This window comes from Nitrospira sp. Vd2 (assembly GCF_979581665.1).
On the sequence record NZ_CEFZSK010000027.1, the window covers coordinates 1 to 24950 of the forward strand.

31 protein-coding genes and 1 tRNA gene are annotated in these 24950 nt (G+C 59.1%); 14 read left to right on the forward strand and 18 right to left on the reverse strand.

Features of this window, described 5'->3' with window-relative positions:
* The 4 genes from AC1U7K_RS11510 to AC1U7K_RS11525 form a co-directional block, all read left to right on the forward strand.
* On the forward strand, positions 1–200 hold a 200-nt coding region (locus tag AC1U7K_RS11510; RefSeq protein ID WP_480251455.1), incomplete at its 5' end, for a hypothetical protein.
* A gap of 375 nt (positions 201–575) precedes the next feature.
* Positions 576–905, forward strand: coding sequence for a helix-turn-helix domain-containing protein (locus AC1U7K_RS11515; RefSeq protein ID WP_480251456.1), 330 nt, complete (start codon positions 576–578; stop codon positions 903–905).
* A 27-nt stretch (positions 906–932) separates the two neighbouring features.
* Positions 933–2078, forward strand: a complete 1146-nt coding sequence (locus tag AC1U7K_RS11520) for a tyrosine-type recombinase/integrase (RefSeq protein ID WP_480251458.1) — start codon at positions 933–935, stop codon at positions 2076–2078.
* 13 nt (positions 2079–2091) lie between these two features.
* Positions 2092–2167, forward strand: a tRNA-Met gene (locus AC1U7K_RS11525).
* A 1304-nt stretch (positions 2168–3471) separates the two neighbouring features.
* Here the strand turns inward: AC1U7K_RS11525 and AC1U7K_RS11530 are convergent.
* Together AC1U7K_RS11530 and lexA are read right to left on the reverse strand one after the other, a co-directional pair.
* A complete protein-coding gene (locus AC1U7K_RS11530; protein ID WP_480251460.1) occupies positions 3472–3708 on the reverse strand; it encodes a hypothetical protein in 237 nt (78 codons plus the stop codon).
* 12 nt (positions 3709–3720) lie between these two features.
* Complete coding sequence (lexA, locus tag AC1U7K_RS11535; protein WP_480251461.1) at positions 3721–4266, reverse strand: transcriptional repressor LexA; 546 nt, start codon at positions 4264–4266, stop codon at positions 3721–3723.
* 138 nt (positions 4267–4404) lie between these two features.
* Between lexA and AC1U7K_RS11540 the strand changes: the two genes are divergently transcribed.
* The 6 genes from AC1U7K_RS11540 to AC1U7K_RS11565 all read left to right on the forward strand — a co-directional run bounded on the left by AC1U7K_RS11540 (position 4405) and on the right by AC1U7K_RS11565 (position 9390).
* Positions 4405–5430 carry a hypothetical protein gene (locus AC1U7K_RS11540; RefSeq protein ID WP_480251462.1) on the forward strand — a complete coding sequence of 342 codons (1026 nt, stop codon included), beginning with the start codon at positions 4405–4407 and terminating at the stop codon, positions 5428–5430.
* Positions 5431–5449: 19 nt separating this feature from the next.
* The gene (locus AC1U7K_RS11545; RefSeq protein ID WP_480251463.1) at positions 5450–5623 is read left to right on the forward strand and encodes a YezD family protein; all 174 of its coding nucleotides are present in this window, start codon (positions 5450–5452) and stop codon (positions 5621–5623) included.
* Positions 5624–5729: 106 nt separating this feature from the next.
* Complete coding sequence (locus AC1U7K_RS11550; protein ID WP_480251464.1) at positions 5730–6764, forward strand: hypothetical protein; 1035 nt, start codon at positions 5730–5732, stop codon at positions 6762–6764.
* A 23-nt stretch (positions 6765–6787) separates the two neighbouring features.
* Positions 6788–7591 (forward strand): molybdate ABC transporter substrate-binding protein, encoded by an 804-nt coding sequence (gene modA / locus AC1U7K_RS11555; RefSeq protein ID WP_480251465.1) that lies wholly within the window; start codon positions 6788–6790, stop codon positions 7589–7591.
* Positions 7592–7658: 67 nt separating this feature from the next.
* The gene (locus AC1U7K_RS11560; RefSeq protein WP_480251467.1) at positions 7659–8321 is read left to right on the forward strand and encodes a hypothetical protein; all 663 of its coding nucleotides are present in this window, start codon (positions 7659–7661) and stop codon (positions 8319–8321) included.
* Positions 8322–8358: 37 nt separating this feature from the next.
* On the forward strand, positions 8359–9390 hold the full coding sequence (locus tag AC1U7K_RS11565; protein WP_480251468.1) for a sulfate ABC transporter substrate-binding protein: 1032 nt from the start codon (positions 8359–8361) through the stop codon (positions 9388–9390).
* A gap of 13 nt (positions 9391–9403) precedes the next feature.
* Here the strand turns inward: AC1U7K_RS11565 and AC1U7K_RS11570 are convergent, their stop codons facing one another.
* A complete protein-coding gene (locus AC1U7K_RS11570) occupies positions 9404–9592 on the reverse strand; it encodes a hypothetical protein (RefSeq protein WP_480251493.1) in 189 nt (62 codons plus the stop codon).
* Here AC1U7K_RS11570 and AC1U7K_RS11575 point away from each other — a divergent pair.
* Positions 9509–10042 carry an AAA-type ATPase lid domain-containing protein gene (locus tag AC1U7K_RS11575; protein ID WP_480251469.1) on the forward strand — a complete coding sequence of 178 codons (534 nt, stop codon included), beginning with the start codon at positions 9509–9511 and terminating at the stop codon, positions 10040–10042. The two genes, AC1U7K_RS11570 and AC1U7K_RS11575, sit on opposite strands and share 84 nt — an antisense overlap.
* 241 nt (positions 10043–10283) lie before the next feature.
* Here AC1U7K_RS11575 and AC1U7K_RS11580 read toward each other — a convergent pair whose 3' ends face one another.
* The 13 genes from AC1U7K_RS11580 to AC1U7K_RS11640 form a co-directional block, all read right to left on the reverse strand.
* A complete protein-coding gene (locus AC1U7K_RS11580; protein WP_480251470.1) occupies positions 10284–10751 on the reverse strand; it encodes a hypothetical protein in 468 nt (155 codons plus the stop codon).
* Entirely contained in the window at positions 10735–11040 is a 306-nt protein-coding gene (locus AC1U7K_RS11585; RefSeq protein WP_480251471.1) for a hypothetical protein, read from the reverse strand. The genes AC1U7K_RS11580 and AC1U7K_RS11585 overlap by 17 nt, the downstream gene beginning before the upstream one ends.
* Before the next feature lie 130 nt (positions 11041–11170).
* Entirely contained in the window at positions 11171–11533 is a 363-nt protein-coding gene (locus AC1U7K_RS11590; protein ID WP_480251472.1) for a DUF2173 family protein, read from the reverse strand.
* A gap of 221 nt (positions 11534–11754) precedes the next feature.
* Positions 11755–12849 carry an ABC transporter ATP-binding protein gene (locus AC1U7K_RS11595; protein WP_480251474.1) on the reverse strand — a complete coding sequence of 365 codons (1095 nt, stop codon included), beginning with the start codon at positions 12847–12849 and terminating at the stop codon, positions 11755–11757.
* Positions 12834–13508 (reverse strand): molybdate ABC transporter permease subunit, encoded by a 675-nt coding sequence (gene modB, locus AC1U7K_RS11600; RefSeq protein ID WP_480251475.1) that lies wholly within the window; start codon positions 13506–13508, stop codon positions 12834–12836. The genes AC1U7K_RS11595 and modB overlap by 16 nt, the downstream gene beginning before the upstream one ends.
* Positions 13509–13578: 70 nt before the next feature.
* On the reverse strand, positions 13579–13782 hold the full coding sequence (locus AC1U7K_RS11605) for a TOBE domain-containing protein (RefSeq protein ID WP_480251476.1): 204 nt from the start codon (positions 13780–13782) through the stop codon (positions 13579–13581).
* A 61-nt stretch (positions 13783–13843) separates the two neighbouring features.
* Complete coding sequence (locus AC1U7K_RS11610) at positions 13844–14161, reverse strand: hypothetical protein (RefSeq protein WP_480251477.1); 318 nt, start codon at positions 14159–14161, stop codon at positions 13844–13846.
* Positions 14158–14949, reverse strand: a complete 792-nt coding sequence (modA, locus tag AC1U7K_RS11615) for a molybdate ABC transporter substrate-binding protein (protein ID WP_480251479.1) — start codon at positions 14947–14949, stop codon at positions 14158–14160. The genes AC1U7K_RS11610 and modA (AC1U7K_RS11615) overlap by 4 nt, the downstream gene beginning before the upstream one ends.
* 84 nt (positions 14950–15033) lie before the next feature.
* Positions 15034–15480 carry a hypothetical protein gene (locus AC1U7K_RS11620; protein WP_480251480.1) on the reverse strand — a complete coding sequence of 149 codons (447 nt, stop codon included), beginning with the start codon at positions 15478–15480 and terminating at the stop codon, positions 15034–15036.
* Positions 15481–15618: 138 nt separating this feature from the next.
* Complete coding sequence (locus tag AC1U7K_RS11625; RefSeq protein ID WP_480251481.1) at positions 15619–17397, reverse strand: porin; 1779 nt, start codon at positions 17395–17397, stop codon at positions 15619–15621.
* Positions 17398–17454: 57 nt separating this feature from the next.
* Complete coding sequence (locus AC1U7K_RS11630) at positions 17455–18117, reverse strand: hypothetical protein (protein WP_480251483.1); 663 nt, start codon at positions 18115–18117, stop codon at positions 17455–17457.
* 128 nt (positions 18118–18245) lie between these two features.
* Positions 18246–19076 (reverse strand): molybdate ABC transporter substrate-binding protein, encoded by an 831-nt coding sequence (modA, locus tag AC1U7K_RS11635; RefSeq protein WP_480251484.1) that lies wholly within the window; start codon positions 19074–19076, stop codon positions 18246–18248.
* On the reverse strand, positions 19073–20284 hold the full coding sequence (locus AC1U7K_RS11640; RefSeq protein ID WP_480251485.1) for a substrate-binding domain-containing protein: 1212 nt from the start codon (positions 20282–20284) through the stop codon (positions 19073–19075). Before AC1U7K_RS11640 ends, modA (AC1U7K_RS11635) begins: the two co-directional genes overlap by 4 nt.
* A 177-nt stretch (positions 20285–20461) precedes the next feature.
* On the opposite strand from AC1U7K_RS11640, the gene pxpB reads away from it, so the two are divergent.
* Genes pxpB through AC1U7K_RS11655 form a run of 3 tightly spaced genes read left to right on the forward strand, consistent with a single transcriptional unit; the run spans position 20462 to position 22889 of the window.
* Positions 20462–21163, forward strand: a complete 702-nt coding sequence (gene pxpB, locus AC1U7K_RS11645) for a 5-oxoprolinase subunit PxpB (RefSeq protein WP_480251486.1) — start codon at positions 20462–20464, stop codon at positions 21161–21163.
* Positions 21160–21939 (forward strand): 5-oxoprolinase subunit PxpA, encoded by a 780-nt coding sequence (locus tag AC1U7K_RS11650; RefSeq protein WP_480251487.1) that lies wholly within the window; start codon positions 21160–21162, stop codon positions 21937–21939. The genes pxpB and AC1U7K_RS11650 overlap by 4 nt, the downstream gene beginning before the upstream one ends.
* A complete protein-coding gene (locus tag AC1U7K_RS11655) occupies positions 21936–22889 on the forward strand; it encodes a 5-oxoprolinase subunit C family protein (RefSeq protein WP_480251489.1) in 954 nt (317 codons plus the stop codon). Before AC1U7K_RS11650 ends, AC1U7K_RS11655 begins: the two co-directional genes overlap by 4 nt.
* A 9-nt stretch (positions 22890–22898) precedes the next feature.
* Here the strand turns inward: AC1U7K_RS11655 and AC1U7K_RS11660 are convergent, their stop codons facing one another.
* Together AC1U7K_RS11660 and AC1U7K_RS11665 are read right to left on the reverse strand one after the other, a co-directional pair.
* Positions 22899–24758, reverse strand: a complete 1860-nt coding sequence (locus AC1U7K_RS11660; protein WP_480251490.1) for a RiPP maturation radical SAM C-methyltransferase — start codon at positions 24756–24758, stop codon at positions 22899–22901.
* Positions 24759–24763: 5 nt separating this feature from the next.
* Positions 24764–24950: hypothetical protein (locus AC1U7K_RS11665; protein ID WP_480251492.1), on the reverse strand; the 187-nt coding region annotated here is incomplete at its 5' end.

Here is a 24950-nt window from a genome sequence, read left to right on the forward strand (position 1 = left end):
ACCGGCGGGCCGGCTGGCTCAATCAGCAAGGCCAGCGGCTGTATGTCGTTCACTTTCAAAGCATCGAGGGTCAAAACGGTTACACCAGGATGACGCTTCACGTCTGGGCTCGCCGACCGGTGTTGGCCCTCCGGGCTCTGTGCGAGGAGAAGAAAAGCGAGGAAGAACTTCTTCGGTACGACTGGGCCGCCATCGATTAGTCCTCCCGCAGCGTGTCGCCCCAGGCCTCCTCTGATCGTCGTCGTGTCTTTCTTAAGTGGCGATCGGTATCAGTGAAGGCAACAACACTCCTCTCCAACACTGGCCCTACCCCATTCTGCCCATCTAGTAATACTCAAAGAAAGGTCCTGTCACATCGATATGCGGCGGGCCACCCCCTTGCTGCCTGCGATCCATCTGAAAAGGACCATTCTCTACCAGTAAAACCTGCATGGGGCCCCACGCTTGCTCGATGGTCCGGGACAACGGCACCAGCTCCTGCGTGGGCTCTCTAGAGGTCTACTGTTACAGGCATAACGACTACCGGGGGGCTATTGACACACTCCGTTCCAGGCTCTCTAAAGGTTAAAGGTCATATGAAAATGCGATCACTTCGAGGGGAAGCACTCACCACGACCAGTGCGAATGCCCAGCAGGCCGCAGACCAGTACATGACCGTACAGCAACTGGCGCAACGCCTGCGGGTCACTCCGGACTACCTGTACAGCGACGTGCTCGGTCAACCCGACGGGATACCTGGAATCAGACTAGGGAAAGGGCGCCGTCCTCGGTGGCGCATCCATCCGAGCGATGTCGCGCAGTGGGAACAGCGCCAGCGCAGGTCCTATGATTCGCCGCCGCCGTTAACGGCGGCGGCCAAGAAAGTAGGTTCTGTTCCAAGACAGGTTGACTCCAAGGCCAGCTGATCGAGCCAATTCAGTTGTAGGGGATCCATGGGAAGCAGATCGGGAGGCGGCACGGTCACACGCATCGGGGAGAAGCGGTATCTCATCAAGTGGCACCAGGGCCGTGGCCGGCCAAACATCCGCAAGGTCGTTCATGGCACGCGGGAGACAGCAGACCGTGTGCTCCAGACATTGCGTGAACGCTTCTATGGGGGCCTCAGAGAGCTGACCCAAATCGTCGTTTCTGATTACAAGGCAAATAACTACAAGTCCCTCAAGAATGCAGAACAGCTTCACGCCTTCTGGAACGCTTTCGCGGGGAATATGCTCGCCGAGACAGTGAGTGCAACCGACCTTCGCAATTGGGCAACGGGGTGGCGCGAGAACGGATTGAGTCCGGCGCGTGTCAATAGACGGATGTCCTTCTTGCTTCGCGCGTACCGCTTGGGGCTTGTGGGGAAGCCGCCGCTCGTGACCTCGGTCCCACAGTGGACCAAATTGAAAGAGTCACCTCCGCGCTCTGGCTACCGCTCGTGGCAGGAATTTATGAAGGTCAGAGCCTTGCTGCCGCCGCACACTCGCATCCCTGTCACGATTGAGTATTGGCTGGGGACGCGCGAAGGTGAGACCATGAGTCTCGAATGGCCTCAGGTGTACTTCGATCATCAGAAGCGCAACGTTGAGATCCGGCTTGCGTCAGAGACTACGAAGACGGAAGAAGAACGAGTCGCTTCGATGGGCGGGGATCTTTACGATGTACTCGCCGCGTGGTATAAACACAGTTCCGAACTGCATCCGGATTGCCGGTGGGTCTGTCACCTCAGCGGGAGAAAGCTGGCTTCCATCAAGAGTTCCTGGCGAACGGCCTGCGTCAAAGCTGGACTCGGGCGATTTGAAAATCCCAAGGGGCGTTTGATTGGAAACCGCCGCTATCGTGGGGCATTAATCCACGACTTCCGTCGAACGGCGGTGAGTAACATGGAGGATGCCGGGGTGCCAAGAAAGGTCGCGATGGCAATCAGTGGGCACAAGACCGATTCCGTCTACCGTCGGTACCACATCGTGAAGAGATCTGACCTCATTGAAGCCGGGCGCAGGCTCCTGGAACACCACGAGCGGAAGCACGGTCGCGGTGAACAGTTGGTGAACAGTTCGGAGTCGGAGCGTTCGGCTGACAGGACAAAAAACCCTTAGAATTCCAAGGCGTGGCGGTGTAGCTCAGTTGGTAGAGCAGCGGACTCATAAGCCGCGGGTCGGGGGTTCGATACCCTCCACCGCCACCAATACTCAAGCCTCCCGCCCCTCAGCCATGCCTTAGCTTGAATCTTAGAAATCAGTCTTAGTAGCAGACCACGGATTCAACTCGAAGACAGTACAACTCGTGTGCCAGTCTGCACAGGTCCCGAGACAGCATTGGCCCGGACTGTCCCACCTCAAATTCGTAGCGCTCCGTGCCACGGGATCACAGAGATTGCTGATGAATAAATGATGCGTGATCAAGAGATGGGGGATGCCGTACGAGACTGCCTGAATCGGCAAGTATCTAAACGCTAAGGGCGAGGGCCTTGGCCGGAGCCAATTAGAACGGTGAATCGCGGTTACTTGGCTGTCTGCTTCGGAGCCTGGCTGCCGGATGCCTTCATCGTGCCGTTTGGATGATGTTTCTCACAATAATACGCGCCGGTTGATTTCAACTGAGTAATTCCCTTGGTCGCCATACAGCCATAGACGCAACACGGTGTCATAGAGCCCTCCTTGATAGCGCTTAAGTATATCAGGGGAATAGAACGCGCGCTATTTTTCGGCTTATTTTTTTCCCGCTACAACGACGGAGACACGAAACTCTGTCGAACGGCCCCACCCGACGACAAGTAGTGGCGTACCGGCCTATAGGATGAGCATCGAATGGCGAACTCGAAGGAAACGATCTCCAGATCAGATGCTTCAGCGGAAAAAATGCAAACTGTAGTATCGGACAATCGAGAGAAGCTCGGCAGGAGCTAATGAAAGCAACGATCGGAATCGTGATCGTACGCGTCATGGTCAGTCTCGTCTTGGGTGCACTTGCCCAGACGACAACGAGCAATGGTAAACGCGGTCAAGTCATGTAGGATCTGCTTTGCTTGCGATGTCACGGCGAGAGTCTTGATGGAAGAGGACCGGATGTACAGCGGCTGAGTACCGCGCCCCCGATCGCCGCGCGCTCACTTCGCGTATCAAGAGCGATTGGGAACTGCTTGTGATCATCGCGCACGGCATGATAGCTCACGCCGATGCACGGATCTCGCGACCAGTTGAGCGAGCAAGACGTGCGCCCTGTCTTGTCGTATCTCAGACATCTCGCTCCCTTCAAACCAATTACCTGAGGACCTCCGGGCTCGTGGAGGAGGCGAGCGAGATTGCCTCCTCCACCATCGGCTCACCTTAACCGCAACATCCCGCCGTCCACTGCTGGCGAGACATGAATGCCGGCAAGCAATTGGGACAGAGGTCGACCGTCGATGAGGTGTCATGATCCAATAGCCGGACGCGGCGAAATGAAATATTGCCGCAATCCGAACACGCACCCGCATTCATGCTGTGAGATCTAGACCGTACGGGCTGCATTGCCGATCCTCCTATTTTCCCGGAATCGTCGCGCCGATTCCCTACCCCAGAATGCATTGAACCGCCGCCACAACCATGGTTCACGGCGTCTCTCAGTCGCTCCCTGGACCATCGCCAATTGCTGTTGGAGATACTGAAGATGGCTGGTCAACCGCTCTACCGTGCGTTGCAGATCGATCAGTCGCTCGCCCAGTACTTGATGTGAGACAGACGACATGGCCTTCCCTCCTTATTGGTCACAGTGCCTAATGACCCCGATCAGGATTCCCTCGATCTGAAACTCGTCATCCGGCTTCACCACGATCGGCTGCATCGTCGCGTTCGCCGGATGAAGTTCAATATGGTGCGCCCGTTGATAGTATTTTTTGATCGTCGTTTCTCCATTGACAGACGCGACGATCGTTTGCCCATTGCGCGCCGCGGTCTGCTTCTGAACAACGACCAGATCGCCAGGCAGAATGCCCTCCTCGATCATTGAGTCCCCTTTGATGCGAAGAGCAAAGACGTTTCCCTTCCGGACCATTGACGGGGGAATTTCGACCGACTCGGCTTGCGGCACCGGCTCGATCGGACGGCCAGCCGCCACAACACCGAGCATCGGCACAACAGGCGTAGACAGTAGCTGCTTGATGACGACGTCCACGATCGGCGGAATCCGACGCGTGCCTAATTCGTAGCGGGTCACCGTCATCCGAGTGCTGCCGAGTTTTCTCGCAAGCTCTTCCTGTGTCAGACCCAATTCTTTCCTGGCACTTCGTAGCTCCGCTGGCGTCATGTATCCATTGGTAACATATCGCTCGAAGCAATGTCAACTCCAATTGTTTAATTAGTTTGTTGACATTCTTTTGAAGTTTCCCTATTATTCCGACATACATCATAGACGATGTAGGAATTACGACCGGCTATGGCGATCATGCTGCTTATCTCATTCATTTTCACAACGTTGATGTTCCCCCTCTACGCGCACAGCTTTGATTGGGTGCCATCGGATGAGGAGATTCAAAAATATCGCAAGAGCTGGAACCCATTTTCCCATGGTCCGATCCTTCTTCAATCCGTCGACATCCAGCCCCAGGGCCAGATGTCGATTCGCCCGTTTCTTTTCTCTCAAATTGGAGAACACAGCTACGGCAACCGGCTCACGTTGCCCACTGAACGAAAAGATGGCCCGGTCCATCTCTACGCTCTCGCGCCATCCATCAATGGGACGTATGGACTGACAAATCATGTGGAGTTGGGCGTTGCGGCTTCCCTCAACGCCTTTTGGGCGAGAGATTCAGCCGCCTTCAATCAACACAAAGGCGGTCCCGTCACGACCAATACGGGGCTCGGTGATACCTCCTTGATCGTGAAATATCGGCCCATCATCCAAGATCCCGGCGGATGGCGCCCGTCGATCACCATGTTCAACCAACTCGTGCTGCCGACCAGCCGATGGGCCGGCACGGAAAAGCCGCCCGGCGGGTTTTCCCCGATCGGCCGCTTACCGAACACACGATTCGGTGAATTAGGATTCACCGAGGGCATCATGTTTCGCAAAAACCTCCAACCCATTCGCATCAACGGCGCCGTCTTCTATACCTACGCGGCGCCAGGCAGCCAAAACGGTCTGACGACCTATACAGGGGATGTCGTGAACACCCGCCTGATCATCGAGCACTTTTTGAACGACACGCGAGGCTTCGCCTACAACCTCGAATTCGTCACCCTGCACGGGCTCACGTGGCGAGCAGACGGACACTCGATCAATGCCGGGCAAAAGAGCGGGTTCACGACGATCGGGGTCGAACCGGCCATTCAGTACCGATTCACCGAGTCGATCGTGGCCGCAGCCGGCGTGCTCTTTACCGTCGCCGGGCAGAACTCCATCGATTCGATTTATCCAAACTTCTCGTTCTTCTGGTATTGGAACCAGGGCAAGAAAGTCATCATGCGATGAGGACTCATCAGGAGGAGCTATGAAAGTATCGGCATCGGGACCGGGATCTCACCAGGATCTTGGACCGGCGATTCTCGAAGCCATCGAGGGAATTCGTTACGGATCAGTGGAAATCATCATCCACGATTCGCGCATCGTCCAAATCGAACGAAAGGAAAAGCTGCGCGTCGAGACGCTTTTGCGCACCTCGTAACTTGCAATCGCTCCTGACCAGATCACTGGAAGGACACACGACTTTGCATTCTCCGCAGGGCTGACCGGACCACCGGAGGTTCCCATGCAAGTTGCTGGATGCCTATGTGTCGTCCTGGCATATCCCCTGGGCGACGATCCAAGTCGGTCAACAGACGGTATGGTTCAACCGCGCGCTCATCACGCCGATTGCCACGTCGGCTTTTGCCGACAACATGATCGTGCAAAACGCGTTCGCGGCGAACCTCGTCAATCGTCGCGATATCGGCATCAACATTCTGAGCGACGAGGACCGGTATCGCTTCAACTATGCGATCGGCGTCTACAACGGAACCGGCACGAACCTCACGCATGAAGGCACGGCGGTGAGCCAGGCGCTTCCGAACAATTCGAGCATTCCATCCAGCTTGCGGCGAACCTACAATTACGACACACGTTTCATGACCGGCGAGCTCATGTATACGATCCGACTGCTCTACAAACTCGCCGGCAACCCGGGTTACGGCCAAGGCGACATCCTCAACTCGCGGACGCCGCAAGTGGCGATCGGTGCCGGCTACGCCTACAACCCCGCCCAAAACTATTTAAGTTCCATCCGCTCCGACATCGTTGATCGGGTGTCTCGACAAAACGTGGCGAGGAATTTCAACGGGCGGCTCCTCGGCGGCGGCATCTATGATTTTCAAACGTACGAGGTGGATTTCATCGCGAAGTATCAAGGCTGGTCATTCCAGGCGGAAGGCTACTATCGTCATCAACGCGTGCGGAACCACGACAGCGAGACCATCGCCTTCGACCCGACGACGCAGCCGTTCGGCCCTCAGGTGAATTTGGGCCAAGCATGGGGGTGGTACGTGCAGGTCGGGAAATACATCATCCCGCGCAAACTGGAGATTGCCTCCCGCTACGGTGTGTTCGATCCCTCCACGCTCCAGACACACGACCGTGTCAAAGAGTTCGGCGTGGCCCTCAACTATAGCTTCGATGGCACGTACAACAATCGCCTCGTCATCGATTACAGCAATATCACGATGGGCAGCGGCGGTGGCGCGCCGGATCGTGCACCGTGGGAAAGCCTTCCCGGATTCGGACGCGATCTCGTCGAGAATCGCATCAACGTTCAGTATCAGTTTTACTTCTAGCCGATTCGATCAAGGAGCATGTCATGAGTCGATCTCATTCGTCCCTCAGTGTCACGGCATTCGTGATACTCGCCTTGGCACTGTTCGCGGTGCCGTCGCACGCCGAGCCGATCACCCTCACCGTTGCCGCTGCGAACAGCTTGAAAGATGCGCTGCGAGGGGTGGTCCCGACCTTCGAGAAAGAGCATCCAAATATTCAAGTCCGCATTGTCTGGGGACCATCGCAGACCTTGCGGGATCAGATTGCGCAAGGCGCGCCGGTTGATGTCTTCCTGCCTTCGTCGTTGGAGGAAATCGAGCAACTTGAAAAGAAAGGATTGACGCTACCCGGCACGAAAGCGGTGTACGCCGAGACCGCACTCGTGCTGATCACCCAGGAAGCCCTGCCGACCCGAGTGTCGTCTCTCCGGCAACTGACCGATCCGGAGGTTCGCCGCATTGCGGTCGGGGCCCCCAAGACGTCCTCGGTTGGCAAATTTGCACGGGAGTCGCTCAAGACGCTCAAGCTTTCTGAACCGCTCCAATCCCGCTTGGTGTACGCCGAACATTCCGGAGCCGTGCTGGACCTCGTCGCGTCCGGCGAGGCCGAAGTCGGCCTCGTGTATCGCACCGACGCGATCCGCCAGCGCAAGGTTCAAATCTTGACGGAGGTCCCACCCGGGGCCCATGCGCCGATCGTTTACGGGCTCGCAACCGTCTGGACCTCCACCCACCCGTCGGCCGCGAAAGAGTTTCGCGACTTCATTACCTCGCCCCGTATCCAAGAGGTCCTACAGACGTTTGGATTCGGTCGGCCATCGCACGATCCGCACACCGCGCAACGATAGGAGGATGAGCCACATGGTGCTCGTATATTTTTCGAGAATGGTTCCCGTCACAGTCAGACGTATCGCCATGGCACCGGTCGCCTTCATCGCGATCGCAGGCTGCGCGGGAAAGCCGGCGACAACGACCACGACCATTGCCGAAGAGGGATTCAACATCGTCCGCGTGGAATCGAACCCGGAGGCCAAACAGGCGAGCACACAGCCTCTCTCTCTCGCACCGACTGAAGTCGCCACGATTCTCAGAGGACTCCGCGCCTGGGAGCAGCGAAACATCCTTCATCGTCTGGTGTCGGGTGACGCGCCTCGCACACGGGCATTTCGCGACGATGAAATTACTTTTCTCGCGCCCGCCATTGCGCGGGCCTTGGCGCAGGCAGGGCCGTTCGACCGCGTCTACTTTCACTTAAGCCACGCCACCGAAAGCGGAGAGGAAGAAACGACGACCGGCTGGCTGTACGTGCGCGATCCGTTGCTGTACCTCGTGCTGAGTGAAGTGCACGACCGTCATGCACCGGGACCCGATATCAGCCGATACGACCGGAGAATGCCCGATATTCCTGCACAATCCGGCTCCTTCAACGTGACGTTCGAGCCGGAGCAGTATCTGGACAAGGTTATCTCGAAGGGCGGGCTCTTGAGCGCCGATCAACGGGAAGAATTGAGGATCCGGTATCGCGACGTGTTACCCGAGGTGCCACCGCACCCGCTCGGGAACGCGAACAAGGAGTGAATCGAATTCCAGGAGTGCCAGTTCGTATGGTGATGTCATGACAATGCGATCGATCATCGTGCTCATGGCGGCCCTGCTTCTGTTCGGCACGACGGGGGTTGCACAGGGTGCCGAAAGCCGGCACGTGCTCCTTGCCGCCTATAGCGTCCCCAAAGAGGTGTATGAAAAGAGAATCATTCCGGCATTCGAGCGAGACTGGAAACAACGCACGGGCGAAACCATTCGGATCTCCGCATCCTTTGCCGCCTCCGGTGCGCAAGCCCGAGCCATTCTCGGAGGACTCGAAGCGGATGTTGCGGCGCTTTCGCTCGAAAACGATCTGCAACAGTTGGTGAAAGGCGGCCTGGTGGGGCCCGACTGGAAGAAGGCGCCGCACAACGGCATCGTGACGACCTCGGTCGTCGTCATCGGCGTCCGCAACGGCAACCCGAAACAGATCCACGGATGGTTGGATCTCACGCGACCCGGCGTAGACGTCTTGTATCCCAGCCCGAAGACATCGGGCGGCGCCATGTGGGATATCGCGGCGATCTATGGCGCTGGACTGAAACTGGCGCGAACCCAAGGCCTCTCGAACGACGCCGCCGAGGCATTTGCCGCGAGATTGGTCAAGGACGTGCAACGGAACGTGAAGGTCATGGACAAGAGCGGACGGGAGTCGGTCACCACGTTCGAACGGGGAATCGGCGATGCCATCGTCACCTATGAAAACGAGCTCATCCCACGTGTCAAGGAAGGCCGGCCATACGAGATCTTCGTGCCCGCTCAGACGATTCTGGTCGAGAACCCGGTCGCCGTCGTCGATCGGCACGCCGACCGGCATCAGGTGCGCGATGTCGCGGAGGCGTTCGTCTCGTTTCTCTTCACCGAGCAGGCGCAGCGCGCGTTTGCGGATTTCGGGTTCCGCCCAGTCCATCTCGCAGCGGCCGGGACGGTGACCGCGTTCGTTCGTCCTCCCGACCTGTTTACTCTGTCCGATCTTGGAGGATGGGACCGTGTCTTTGAGTCGTTGTTCAGCCCTCGGGGTCTCTGGACAGCGGCCGTGGAAGATCTCGCGCGCAATCGATGACGATGGCTCGTCCTCATACCGATGCCAAGAGAACCGATCCACCGATGACGAGCCATCGCTCCCCTCGACTGCTCAGCGTGCCCGACCCACACGCGTTGGCGCTCTCCGTCCGAGCGAGTTGTTTCGTGGTGGAAGATGCCGCCTCCAAGGCGGTGGTCTCCCAAGCCGAAAGGATCGCCGCGAGCGACGCCACGGCTCTCATCGGCCGCTGGTTCATCGTTTTCTCGAAATCTACGGTGCTCGCCTCGGATTCGAGCATGTGACGCTGTCGCCAAGCGCCGAGGACGGATTGCTCCGCTATCCATGGCCCGGAAACATCCGTGAACTGGAAAACGTCATTCACCATGCGCTGCTGGTCTGCCGCGACACAGTCGTCCGCCGCGAGGACCTCCAACTGGCTCGACCGCACGTTGATCGAAGCACAGGATCGCCCACGACATCAGATGTCTCGGAACAGTTGCACGATGTGCTCGTGAAGCTGTTTGAGGAAACCCGTCCGGATCTGTATCAACACATTGATGCCGCGATCATTCGCTCGGCCTTTCACTATTGCGAGCGCAACCAAGTCCGGACCGCGCGCCTCCTGGGCATCAGCCGGAACATCATACGAGATCGACTCGCGCGGTACGGATTGCTGAAGAGCGCTACATGACCCAAGGCCCGCGGCGTGAAGGTTGCGGATGTCTCGGAAGCGGGTTCTCACATCGGTTCTTCGGATGTCCCCCTGCGTGCAAACCTCGTCGCTCTGATCCTTGCGACACGGTGCTCTTCGGCTCGCGTCTGTTCGTTTCGCAACGCCATGTACGTAATGGCGAGCCGGCACGCCCCACACGACCAATAGCCGCCGTTTGAAACGAGGTTGTCGCCATGGCAGCGTGGGCATGGACAGTGTTTCATGCCTGAACCGCAACCTCTCGCCCTTGGTAGGCTCGGAGCACCTCGGCCAACACCCCTTTGCTCCAGTCATTCGCGCTGTGGGCAACGTATAAGCGGAAGAACCCATCTGGATCGATAAAAAACGTTTGGCACCGGCTTGGGGGTAAAATGATCGGGCCGCCATACAAACGTTGAAGACGGCCGAGTGGGTCAGCAATCGTCGTGAAGCTCGCACCATCGAGATATGTAAGCTCAAGGGTCTGTAAGGACTTGGTCCCCGTCGGCGTGACGAGCAGAACTGCGCCCGCCTCTTCCAATGCTTTCCCTTGATGATCCAAGACCGTGGCTTCGCTCAAGCCAAGGCGCGACACGAAGCACAGCGCGACCCACTTCCCGTTGAATCGGTCTGGGTCCAGATAGACCAGTTCTTGGTCGATGATCGCCGGGATCCGAAATGGAAGCGCCTTTTCACCAATTCCAATCATGAGCCCCCTCATGCGGTTCGGCTCCATCGCGAGCATCCGTCCTGGCGGCGGGAGCGGCGGAGGTCAGAGAAATCAAATAATCCCTACCTTGCGATCGCTGAATCGTGACAGTGCCGGCTCGACTCAACCGATCAACGGCGAGAAACACCATCGGCCAATTCACGTGTGGCAGCAGCTGGCCGAGATAATCCAGGGTTTGCGGACCGTGCTCCCGTAGCAACCGGAGAATGGCTTCATCGACAGACGATTGTGCGTGGATTACACCGTCCACTATGGCATCAGCTATCATCTTGATCCTCCTTTACCGTGATCAATCACCCCTCGCATGCCGGCCGGGCCCAACGAAGCAGCATGGTGGGCCGTGGCTATCCAACGGCCCACCATGCTTCGAGTGCACATCGACACTCTACGTGCTGGTCCTACGCGCGTGCCCCGGCCAATCGCCGTGGACCGATGAGGACCTCGAACAGCTCGTTGAAATCAGCCTCCGCCGTCTTCACGAACACGCCGTAGCGACCCCCGACGGCAATCGTGAGTTCGCCGCCGGAATACGCCCATCCCTGTTCGGGAATCCAATTGAACCCGCTGAGCTTGGTATGCGCCGCCGCTAGCGCTCCCAGCAACTGGCTCACGGCCGCCGCAAATTGAGCGGTGAGGTCTGCGACATCCTCGGGCAGGCGGTTATCTTGTCCGAGGAACTCGATCAGTTTGCCGTCGACGGAAAACTCGCCTGCGGCAACGGCACCCTTGACCCTGAGCAGTTCGTTCAACGATTTGGCCATTGTTCTCTCCTTTGATGAGGTGAATTGTTACCGTCACCGTCGTCACGGTGCAGAACAGGTGCCATGCGATTTTCGCGGGATTCCAATGATTCGCTGATAGATCGTGCTGCGTGGCGTGCAATAGATGCGGGAGAGATGCTTCTAGAGCAACAGTTGGAAGCGGCCCGACGGAATGACCGGAGGCAAGAAAGTAAGGCGGAAGGACGAAGGACCGGGCGCCGCTATCTCGACTCGCGCGGCACGAGATGCACGGCGCCCGTTTTGACGAGGGCGACCACGGCCGTTCCGACCGCAAGGTGCAAATCGTCTTGAGCGGCCCGTGTCACGATGGCCGAGAGGGCAAACCCGCAATCGAGATCGACGCGCACCAACGCACCCAGGGTCGTGAGCGCTCGGACGGTCCCCGTGATGCGGTTGCGCGCGCTGCTGGAGCCGCTTCCGACCGGCTCCAACACCACGTCCTCGGCCCTGATGCAGACGAAGACCTCCGCCGTCGCAATCGCCGGCGGCAGCGCCGTGAGCTTGACGCCACCGGCTTCGACCGTCACCAGGCCATCCGACGATGCGGCGATTCTCCCCGGGATCACCATCTCCATTCCGACGATCTTGGCGACCTCCAAGTTTTGCGGCAAGTTGAACACGTCTTGTGGTGTGCCGATCTGAAGCACGCGTCCGTCCTGGATCACGACCATCCGATCCCCAAGAGCCAAGGCCTCCTCCCAATCATGCGTCACGAGCACGGCAGGAATTCCCGACCGTCGTAGGACCTGACGTAACTCCCCGCGAAGCGCCACGCGGGTCGGGGCATCGAGCGCTGAGAGCGGCTCATCGAGCAGCAGTAGACGAGGATGACGGGCCAGCGCACGGGCCAGCGCCACGCGTTGCTGTTGCCCACCGGAGAGCTTGGACGGCTTTGCCTCCTCCAATCCCTCCAGGTCGAGGAGTTCGACGACCGCGCCGATCCTCGCGTGTCGTTCTGGGCGCGACAAGCGATGCAGGCCGAACGCAATATTGCCGGCGACCGTGTAGTTCGGAAACAGGGCATAGTCCTGAAACATATATCCAATGTCCCGATCCTGTGTCGGCAGGCACACCCGCGCCATGGAATCGAACCAGACCGAGGAGCCAAATGAAATGGTGCCGCGATCCGGCCTGTCGAGGCCGGCGAGACATCGTAGGACCGTGGTCTTGCCTGAGCCCGATGGCCCGAACAAGATAAGGACAGGCGGCGGATCGAGCGGGATCGAGAACTGCACATCGAGGTGAAAGCGCGCGGACACGCGCTTCTCGATGTCAATTGTTACTTCTGTGGCCATGCGGCCCACACCCTTCGATTGACGGCATAGATGACGAGGAGCACGGTGTAGGAGACGGCGAGAAGAAATAACGCCGTCTTCGCGGCGGCTTCGTAATTCAGGGCTTGCACCTCATCGTAGATGTCGATCGACACCGTCCGCGTCACGCCATCGATATTGCCGCCGACCATGAGCACCACGCCGAATTCTCCCAACGTATGAGCGAAGCTCAAGACGACGCCCGTCACCACGCCGGCGGCCGCGATCGGCACGATCAACGTGGCGAATGTCCGTAATCGCGAGACGCCGAGCGTCCACGCCGCTTCGATCAGTCGCCGATCGATCTGATCGAACGCCGTCACAAAGGGCTGAACGGCAAACGGCAGGCTGTAGAGCACCGAGGCAAGGAGGAGTCCTTCAAAGGTGAAGGGCAACGGATGTCCGATGAGATCGGCGTACAGCCGGCCGAAGGGACTGCGCGGCCCGATCGCGACGAGAATATAAAAGCCCAGCACGGTCGGCGGCAGCACCAACGGCAGTGCCACCACCGATTCGAGCAAGAATTTCCACCGCCACGTCGAGAAACTCAACCAGTACGCGAGCGGAAGGCCGACGATCAGCAGAATCAGCGCCGTCAACGCCGCGAGCTGAAACGTAATGCCGACCGCCGTCCAATTCATGCAGCCGCTCGACCTCCGCCGCCTACCGGCTGCCGATCCTAGGGTCAGGATGGCCGAAAATGCAACTCGCCTACTTGCCGATCATGACCTCGGTGGCCTTGACGGCGACGGTCACGGGATCGTTGACTTTCAGCCCCATGCCTTTCACCGATCCCTCCGTAATCGCCGCGATGAATTCGAGGTTCCCGACCTTGACGGCGACTTCAGCCATCGCCTGGCCCTCCGTGATCCGCGTGACGGTTCCCTGGAATTGATTGCGAGCACTGAGTTTCATGGCTACCTCCGTGGTGAAATGAATGGAATGCTGCTGCCCGTTGCCTTCGCACCGTTCCTCGTCATCGCGATTGGCAACGGAACTGAAATGCCCATCGCCGCGTCACCTCATCTTCCGTCCCTTCAAGGCTGGAGACGGCCGCCTCCCCTCTCGTTTCGCCCTCTTTGACGATTGTGTAGCCCTGCGGACATGTCTTCCTCATGATGTCGATCGCGTCCTTGCGATATGTGGACAACGTCGGCCCGCCGCGATCTTCTTTGTAGATGAACGTCACAACCCCGCCGTTGTCAGTCTCGCGTACCAGCGTAGCACCTTGCGAACAGCCGACGAGCGGGACCATCAGCAGAAAGAGAAGTCGGAGCAGGCGGCGAGTCATCATTCCGGAAGCACAAATCCGTATCGCTGCATGATCGTGCGGCCGGCCTGTCCTTTGAGAAACTCCAGAAACGCCTTCGCCTGCTCGTGACGTTTGGAATGCGCGAGGATGACCGCGCCTTGCTCGATCGGGGGATGCGCCTCAGCCGGCACTTCCCAATACTTCCCCACCGCTTTCATCGTGGGCGCGAGCGCCAGTGACAGGGCAATGATCCCGGCATCAGACGCGCCGGATTCCGCGAACTGCGCCGCTTGCGAGATGTTCTCGCCCAACACGAGCTTGTCCTTCATCCGGTCGTACAGGTTGAAGTGCTCAAGGGCCGCGATCGCGGCGCGGCCGTAGGGCGCGTGCTTGGGATTCGCGATCGAGACCTTGCGGACCGACGAGTCGGTCAGCGCGTCCAGGCCTTTTTGGACCGGAAGCGTCGATCGATTCGGGACCCAGAGGACAATCCGACCCACGGCGTATTTATACAGCGAGTCCTTCAGCGCATGACCGCTCTCGATCAACTTCTGCGGATAGCGGATGTCGGCCGAAAAATACAAATCGAACGGCGCGCCATTTTCGATCTGCGAGTAAAAGTTGCCGGACGAGCCGAGGGACAATTTCACATGATGCCCCGTTTTCTTTTCGAACTCCCCGACCAGCTCTTTGAACGAAAAATTGAGATCGGACGCGGCCGCGATGCTCAGTTCTTCGCTAAATGCCTGGAGCGGCACTAATAAGGTTGTCAAGAATATTGCCGCGCGGAGCAGTCCGCCGATCGCCGGCATCACACTCTGAGTCGTCATGAGATCACCTTGCCTCTTCTTCTACTGAAGCCCTCACCGATCGTCTGTCAGTGTGGAAGTCGATTGACCATCGCGATTTCGCCCCTACTCAATCGCAGAGATCAAGCGAGGACGCAAAGGCCCAGCCGGATAGGGCCGTCGCAATACGACATCCCTGGGATCAATGTGGATCCGGACGACATCCCACACGCGAGGCGCTCGGTCGAGGCCAATCACTCTTGTCGTCGACTTCAGCGTTGTTCCTTCCCCAAGGACTTTCACCGTGATGATCGAGTCAGCCGCTACCGTTTGCACCAACACGATCCGCCCCTCCCACTGGTTCCACCGATCGTTCACCATACACTGTCCCGGCACCGACAAGATAATGGCAGGAGGAGCAATCTTGGCGATCACCTCCTCACCCACGCGCCAGGTCTGTTGATGAGTGGGATTCGATCGCGATCGCGCCTTCAGGACGCCGCCATCCCTCAGTTGCACGCGATAGCCGGTATGCGTCAATCCGTGGTGAACCGAGAGCACAGTGCCTCTCACCACGTTCCATGGCACCGCTGTAGCTTGAACCTCTATTAAGGCGTATCGGCGGGCCTCCCGGTTTGGGTCTTTCTCTGAGTCCAGGGAAGAAAGCATGGCAAGCGTCTCCCTTTGAGTTAAACTGAGACAACCACGGCGTCAAAAGAAAATCTGATACTGAATCCGGATGACATTTTCGATCAACGTCCCGGCGTTCACGTCCAGCGGGACGCAGCCGGATGGGAAGGTCGCCGGGCACGGCACTGCATTCTGGTTCCCGCCGGTACTTGGCAACGGGTTACTTCGGCCGGGAGCAAAGCCACCCATCCCCATCGCCACATTACTGTACGTGATCATGATCTGATGGTCATACGTGTCGTTGAGATACCAGTTCAATGACACGTCGACCTCCTTGATTAAGTCTCCCCCTGAATGCGTATCGGGATCCCACCAGGCATAGCGCGCCGCGACTTCCAATTTTCTCGGGATAAGGTAATAGCCGGACTGCGCATACCAACCCGTCGCATTGCCGAGAAGGCCGGGTGCGCGAACGGTACACGGGCCACCATTTCCAGCCGTCTGCATGCAGGGCAAGCCTTTATCATGTCGAATGATGTTCCGGAACCAGTACTCGGCCTGGAACGAAAAGCCGCGATACTTGAACGCGTAGTCCAACGTCCAGGTTGAAAAATCGACGACGCCCCACCCGAGAATCCGGCCATTGCCAAATGTCGCGAGCTGCCGTCGGAAATTCAAATTCGCCAAATCGATCCCGACAAACGCGTTATCGGTGTTCGTGTTGATCGATGGATTGTAGGCATACGCACCTCCGACGACCATCTGCGGCGTTTCGGAATACGCAAGGTCCCCTTCTCCATAGCCGGCGCGACCCATGATGTTCCACTGCAGCCGCGCCACATACATCAACTGATCGACGTTCGTACGAAAATTCGCGTTGATGTTCCGCTGGCTCGTCGGACAGCTTGCGGGCGAAGGAAACGGATTGCCGCTCGTTTGGCCGCCGGGGCAATCGATGGTCGGCTCTTCACTGCTGAACGAGCCAAATCGATTGAAGTTCGGCCCCGCGCCGTTGAAGACGCCGAAGTAGTAGTTGATCGGGTAAATCTCCTCGTCGTTCATAACCGTGATACCGATATCGCGGCGATTCAATCCACTCGCTGTGAACGCATCCATCGCAAGCGCCCGCTCCGCGAACTGCATCGAAGCCGTTGAGTTGATCTGCGAGCGGTTGAAGTAGACCTTATACTGCCCGAGCTGGATGTTCAGCCATGGAATATGAGTGCTGGTTAAGTTCGCATCGAGCACCGACACCGACCCAGGGTTCTGCGCATTCTCCGCCGTCTCACCGGCCAACTGGATGTAATATTTCAAATCTGGATTGAAGAGGTGGCCCATAAAATAGAGACGGACGCGACGCAAGTTAAACGAGGAACCTTCGTCGATCGACCGATTCGACCGATAGTCGCCGAAGACGCCCAAGAGTTCTGGAAAGTTTTTGGAGTCGCCCGAGTTCCGCCATGCGTCGTTTCGAAAGCGTTCGGTAAACCGAACCTGGACGCGTGCACGGATCTTCAGAAAAAAGGCATTATCGTTCATTGAAAAGTTAAACCCACGGTCGTACCACGCTCTGAAGGGCGACTGGGTCAAGTACGCCCGTTCTTCCGATTCCTTGATGGCATTGTCGTACTCCTCTTGCGTAATGAGACCGTTTTGAAGGGAGCGGTCTAACAACAATTTCATCGAGGGGTCCATGTTCTCGATAAACACGTACCTCCCATCCTTCTCCACGAGACGGCCTGACTCAACCGCCTCCGCCGGCACGGCGAGCAGGAAGGCGGCCAGCACAACGGCCGTGCATCCAGTGCCAAGCCGCTTCGCCCAACACTGCCCCCTCTTTCTCCATCGCACAGCAATCATGAATCCTCCTTTATCGATATCGTCATGATTCACTCGTTCCATCTTCATGAGACGGCGTTACGGCGACCCGGCGGCCTTGAGGAAGGCCCGAGCATCCACGCCGCGTTTGCCGATGGCGGGATCGACGACCCAAAAGCGACCCGGCTCGAAGTACAGGAGGTAGGAAGCGGGCGCCTTATTGGTCAGCGGAAAGTTGTAGTCGTATTGATCGATCTTCCTGACGGGCAGCAGGGTGTGGAAATACTCGACCTCGAGATGGAAGAAGGGATCACGGAAGACCAGCCAGCCCGCCGTCGTATCACGGTCGTAATTGGGATTCGGCCCGGGCGCGAGCAGCGTGAAATGGACCCGCTCATCTGGACCGGCCTTCGCGAAGGCCTCAGTCAAAGCCGGCGCGAGCGCTTCCAGTTCATCCAGTCGGAAGATCTTCTTCGGCGGAACATCTTCGGAGAACCATTGCAGTGGAACGGACTTCTGCTCGCGGATCGAAAATCCAGCCAGGAGCGCTTTCAGCTCATCCGGTTTGAATGAGACGGGATGCGTGTACCCCTTGTGTTCGACCTCGCGCTGAATGATCACGACCACGCGCTTGTCTTCCTGAATCACCTGCGTCGTGTAGGGAAGACGCGCGCACGCGCTGAGAAGCAAACAAACGGCGGCAAGTCCGCCTAAAAGGCGCGAAGCCACGAAGGTCGATGTCCGAGCTCGGGCTGCCTGCATTCGGTCCTCCTGTCTGGATCGCCTGGACGCTGCGATGGCGTCTCTTGTTATGGATGTCATTACTGTAAAGTATACTTTCTCTTGCCGCAGCCGGGACCCCCATTGTGAGTCGTGAACTCATAACGACCTTAGCGGGAGCGTGAGGCTTGAGGGGGAGGCTCGGCCGCCGATCCGTAGCCTAATGGCCGTAGCGCGGCCCGGGCGGTCTCGGTCTGAGTGAAGTCGAGGAACTGTTGGCAGAGAGGACGATTGGGACAAAACCGCTCCATCGCAATGGAGTACACAATGGGGCGATGAAGCTTTTCGGTGGACGCCGCCACGACTCGGACACGACGCGCTTCGCGCACGGCGTCTGACCCGAAAACGATCCCCGCGTCCGCGCCTCCATTCATGACGTGGTCGACCACGCCTTTGGCGTCATGCGCCACGTCGAGTCGATCACGGATCAGCGAAGAGAGACCGGCCGCATCCAAAAATCGCTGCGTCCGGATACCGAGCTCGGTCAAGGCGGGGTCGGCAACGGCTAATCGTTTCGCGCCGTCCCGGGCAAGAGCCTCGAATGAGGTCGGTGCCTCGACTTGGGATTCCGGAACAACCAGAACGAGCGGGACGCTGGCGTACGCCTTCCGCGTGCCCGGCAAGACGTAGTACCGCTGCTCCAAGCGATCGATCAGTTCACCGCTGGCCGGCGCGATGAGATGGACGGGGCCCGAGCCAATGAAATACCGCCCCGAGTTCTGCATGCCGGCGATCGCCTGCCGCAACCCTAAGCCTGAGTCATAATGCACGCGGACGCGGACGTCGGGATGTTCGGCCTCGAACGCGCGCGCCAACGTCTCCAAGGGCACCTTCACGCTTGGCGACGCGGCAATGATCAACTGCTCCGTGGCCATGCCGGACGCCGGAGCCACAAGCAGTAGGGCAACCAATAGCGAAACGACTAGCGTCGACGGCATCATGCCTTTCCTTTGCCCGAACGCCTCGTTCGCTTCCCGCCAGCGTCCTTCCATTCGATGACCTTCCCCGTCTCCCGAGTATCGTATCCGCCCAGGGCTTCGATCTCGGCACGGAATGATCGGGCGACCATGGCATCAAGGAAACGACGGACCGCGGGATGGCGGTGCAGATGAATTGTGGGAATCACGAGGTCGTACCGCTCCTCTTGCAAGGGCACAAAATCTAAGCCGAGCAGTCGTGCGGCCGATCGGACGCCGAGGCCGGTGTCGGCCATCCCATGGGCGACGGTCCGGGCGACGTCCAGATGCGAACTGGCGGTCGTCTCATACCCCTTGACGTGACGTGGATGGATACCGGCCTCAGCCAATTTGGCATCCAACAACAACCTTGCGCCCGAACCGATTTCACGGTTCACGAGCGACACGTCCTTGCGGCCAAGGTCCGCGGCCGATCGAATCCCTTTCGGGTTGCCGCTTCGGACGATCAACCCTTCCTCCCATCTCGCAAAGGTGACGACCGTCATGTCGGCGAGATTGAGGTGACGCCGGAGATACGGCACGTTCCATTCGCCCGACTTGGCATCTTGGACGTGAATCCCCGCCATGTGGACGTCGCCGCGCTTGACGGCCTCGATAGCGGCTGCGCTGCCCATCGTCCATCCCACCACCGACGCCTTGTCCACACGCTGGCGGAGATATTCGCCGACCAGAAAAATTGCCGGATCGCAGCCGGCGACGACGACTTCCTCCTCGATCAGCCGGCGGTCGCGCAGCAACTCGACGCGCACGCGTTGCTCTCCCCGCCGTTGACCGGTTGCCGGACCGAGGAGGAGGCCATCTGCTGGCACCGTATAGGTGAGGAGATCGCCTAAATCGGACACCGGCCGGACAACGATCCGATCCCCCACGTGCGCGACCTTCACACGGACGTGAACGCCACCGACCGATGGACCGATCAGGTCGCCTTCAATCACCGGTCCGGTGGAGACAAGACTAAACAGGTCCTCGACACGACAATCGAGCGCCGCCGCCAATCGAAGCGCCACGGCGGTGGTCGGCAGATACTGGTTGGTTTCAATGGCGTACACGGCTTGACGGGTGATGTCTGCTCGCGCCGCCAGGTCGCCTTGAGAAAGGCCGTGCGCGGTGCGCAGCGTCCGGAGGCGATTCTCGATGTTCGTCGCCGGTTCAGCCCGGCTCTTCTCGCTCATGACGCCCTTGTACTCAAATCACTGTCATCGTGTCAAGTATACAGTCAACGCCGGCCGCACGGTCGGGGCGTCTGGACTTTCGTTCCGGGCGTAGATGATTTGAGATAGGTTCTAGGCAGAGTCGTCGTGCCTGTGCTAGAAGCGACTCTCGGACACCGGACGATTTCAGCCGCAGCCATGAGTCGTGTAGCCTCTGAGAGCCTCCGCATTGCGCCCCTCGGCGATCGCGGCCTCACGATCGTCCTCGGCGATCGCATCGATCCTGCGATCAACCAACGTGTGCTGGCTCTTGCCGAGGCCCTGCGGCAGGCTTCGTTGCCCGGCGTGACAGATATCGTTTCGACATTTCACACCGTCACGATCTACTACGATCCAGGGCGGACCGCCATGTCGTCGCTGAAGCGCCGACTCGAGCGCGTGAGCAGCGGGATCTGTCCCGATAATCGGCGCGGCCGGCTCATCGAAATCCCGACGGTATATGGCGGTGAGTTCGGCCCTGACCTTCGCGATGTGGCACACGCCGCGCACTGTACAGAATCCGAAGTCATCGCGTTGCACTGCGCGTCAGAATACCGGGTCTACATGCTGGGCTTCCTGCCCGGCTTCGCCTATATGGCTCCCCTACCACCACAGTTAGTGATGCCGCGACTCTCGACGCCGCGCGTACGCGTTCCTGCCGGCTCGGTGGCGATCGCGGGAGCCCAAACCGGCATCTACCCGCTCGAAACGCCCGGTGGATGGCGGATTCTGGGTCGCACCCCACTAGCCCTCTTCGATCCCGGCCGGCCGCATCCATGTTTGCTTCAGCCTGGGGACCGCGTCCGGTTCAAGCCGATCTCCCAGGATGAGTTCGAATCGCTCAACGGAGGCCGGCGATGAACGGCGCGAAGCGACGGATCGATCTCAATTGCGATGTCGGAGAAGGCAAGGACGAGACCGCGTTGCGCCGAGAAGAGAGCATTATCCCACTCGTGACGTCCGTGAACATCGCGTGCGGGTGGCACGCCGGCGGTGCCGATACCATGCGGCGCATTGTCAGATGCGCCAAGCGTCATCGGATCGCAGTAGGCGCGCATCCCGGGTTTCGCGACCCAGAAGGATACGGCCGCCGCACGATGGCGGTCACACGCGAAGAGGTCGAAAATCTGATCGTCTACCAGGTCGCCGCGCTGGCCGGCATCGCGGCGCTGGAAGGAGTTGAGTTACGACACGTGAAGCCGCACGGCGCGCTGTACAATCAGGCGGCGGGCGACCCGGTGATCGCCGCGGCCATTGCTGATGCCGTAAAGGCCTTCGCCCCTGCGCTCCGGGTCGTCGGTTTGGCCGGTTCGGCGTTGATTTGCGCTGCAAGGAAGAAGGGCTTGGCGGTCACCGAGGAGGCATTTCTCGACCGCCGGTATCGCGCCGATGGAACGTTAGTGCCGAGAACCGACCCAGAGGCGGTCCTGCTGGAGGAGGCCAAGATCGTCGATCAACTGCGCCGGCTCATCTGCGCCGGTCTGGTCGAATGTGAGGACGGTCGAGAGATTCGAATCAACGCTCAGACCTTCTGCTTGCATGCAGATACGCCGGAGGCGGATCGGACGATTACCGTGATCCGCGCCGAATTGTCCCGACTCGGTGTGACAATCGCAGCCCCCGACACGTTCTCATGACGCCTGCTTCTGTTACCGTTCTCGCTCCCGGGCTGCTGACGACAATTCAGGATCTTGGGCGTGTCGGTTATCAACACTTCGGCGTTCCTGTCGGTGGCGCCCTGGACCGCCCGGCCTGCCGCGTGGCAAATCGGTTGGTCGGGAATCGCGACGATGCCGCTCTGCTGGAGATCACGATCAACGGGCCTCGCCTCCTGTTCGAACGCGAAGCAGTTATCGCCCTCACCGGGGCCGATCTTTCACCCGTTGCGGACGGCCGTCCGGTTCCGCTTTGGACCGCCATGAGAATCCCGGCAGGAACCGCGCTTGAATTCGGAGCGCGCCGGTCTGGAGCACGGACATATCTCGGCGTCGCGGGCGGCATTGCCGTTCCGGCGATACTCGGCAGCCGCTCCACCCATCTCCGAACCCGCATGGGCGGCTTGGGTGGGCGGGCGCTGGTTGCCGGTGATCGGCTCGTCGGTGGTCCGCCATCAGTGAGGACCGATCGTCCCGTCGGTCGAGCGTTTCCACTCGACGCGCGTCCGGTGTATCACGCAGAGCCGAGCGTTCGATTGATCCTCGGCCCGCATCTAAATCGCCTCGGGCCGGACGCAACGGCAACACTGCTCGCGAGCCGCTACACCGTGAGCCCGCACTCCGACCGGATGGGATTTCGGCTGACCGGTCCGCCGCTCAGCGGGATGCCGACGAACGACATGATTTCCGAGGCCACGGCATGCGGCTCGCTTCAAGTGCCCCCCGATGGGCAGCCGATCCTGCTCATGGCTGATTGCCAAACGACAGGCGGCTACCCCATTCTCGGCGTGGTGATCACCGTCGACCTCCCGCTCGTCGCCCAGCTCGCGCCCGGCGATCATCTCCGATTTGCAACGGTCGATATGAGGGAGGCGCACCAACTCTTGAAGCAGCAGGAAGAGATTCTCCGGACAGCGTTCGTGGAGGGCTGAGAAGTCGGACTAGAGGTGTGGATTCATCGGAATCGCGAGCGAGAAGTATTTCTCGCGCTCACTGTAGAGCAGGCGCTTGGCGGTCAGCTCGTCCAACACCTGCTGCAAGGCGTCATGACGGCCCGTGTCGAGTAAGCCCTTCTGTACGGCGCTCTCGCGAAGCACGATGATCGACTTCGGCGCTTCGTTGCAGAGATCGAGTACATGGGCCGCCAAACCGGTGTAGCGAGTTCGGGTCGGCTCATTGTCACTGCGGCCGTCGTACACGGTGATATAGCTCAATCCCTTCTGGAAATAGAGATACGGTTTCTCGGCGGCCGCGTGCCGCCGCTGCCAGTCTCGCGCCACCTCGAGCAACTCGCGATAGAGATTGGGATCGACTCTGTGCTCGATCTCATACTCGAAGTCATAGGCGATCTTGTTCAGGTCGATCGTCGATGGGTCGTAGACATACTCGTACGCCGCACCCGGTCCGGTGATCCGGATGCCGTATTGCTGCGGACGAGTGAAGTACGGGCTAAAGCGCTCCAGCCAAAACTTGCCGACGCTTTCGGGCGGCTGCAAATGAACCAGCGAGGGAATGACCTCGATCTGGCGGCGGTAATCATCATCGGTCTCACCGGGAAATCCCAAGAGGATGTTCCAATTGAGATCGATGTTGTAGTAGCGGCTCCATTTGAGCACGACGACGTTCTGCATCGGGCTCACGCCCTTGTCCATTTCCTTGAGCTGGTTCACGCTCAGACTTTCGAGCCCCGGCTGCATCGACGTCACGCCGCCCCGCGCCAACGTTGCGATTTGGGCCTTGTTCAAATTGCTCTTGGTCTCGATGAAGACGTCAAGATCGTAGTGCTCGGCGGCGAATGCGCCGAACAGATGATCGACGTATTTCATCTCGATGATATTGTCGACGAAGCGGAACCGGGTCGTATCGTACCGGGTCGAGAGGACATCGAGCTCGGCTCGCACCTGCTCCGGGGACTTGGAGCGAAACTTCATGCTCTGCGCGTTCAATCCGCAGAAGGTGCAGTGATGCTTTTCTCCCCACCAACACCCGCGCGCCGCTTCATAGAGCAGAATTCGATTCATGCCCTTGAACGCGCCCGGATCGATCTCCTCGAGCTGATCGAAGTAATCGTCGTAATCCGGCGGGCCGGTCTGCGCGAAGTCGCTGAACAGCTTCGTCGTCGTCGTCATCGTGACGCGGCCGTCGCGACGCCACGCCACACCGGGCGGCACCTCTCCCGTCCCGTCCAGCAGATGTCGAAGCAGCGTGGGGAACGGATCTTCGCCCTCTCCGACCACGACGTAATCGATCCAAGGGAATGCGCGGAAATACTCCAACCCCATCTCGCCGTCATAGTGCGCGCCGCCGAACACGATGGTCACATCGGGATAGAGATCCTTGATCAACTTGGCCAACGTGACGCTCGCCACGTTCTGTTGGAACATCGACGTGAATCCGATGACCCGGTATTGGCCCCAATCGATGGCGGTCTGCGCCCACGTCAGGAACTGCGGGGCATGTCGTTGCTCGATCTCTTCGAGGTAGCCCACCGGGCAGCCGATCTTGCGGCACGTATCCTCGATCAGCGGCTTGAAGTCGCGCAGGTAGTCCAGATGCTTGGGATTACCGCGAAAGAGGAGCCGCGAAAACAACCACTCACCGAGCAGGAGCTGGCTCTCACAGAGCACATCGTAGACGGGGGCCCCGATCCGCTGGGCGAAGTGGAGATTCAAGTAATGGCTCTTGACCCCGATGCCATGCGATTTCAGGAGGGCGGAGAGCGTGCCCAATTGGATGGACGGATACTTCGAATGCCCGAACGGCATGTTGACGAGGGCAACGGGACAGTCGGTCATACTCATGCGGGCTATTCTACAACGCGATCGATGACGCTTGAAAGATTGGTGATCGAGACGAAACGCGTCACAAAAAGAAAGGGCAGGGAGCGAACGCCCCCTGCCCTGACTTTTGAACCGGCGTAGGTTACAGCCAGTTCACGCGTTCTGCGGGCCGAATGTAGATCGGCTCTTCGACCTGGATACGCGCCACTTCCT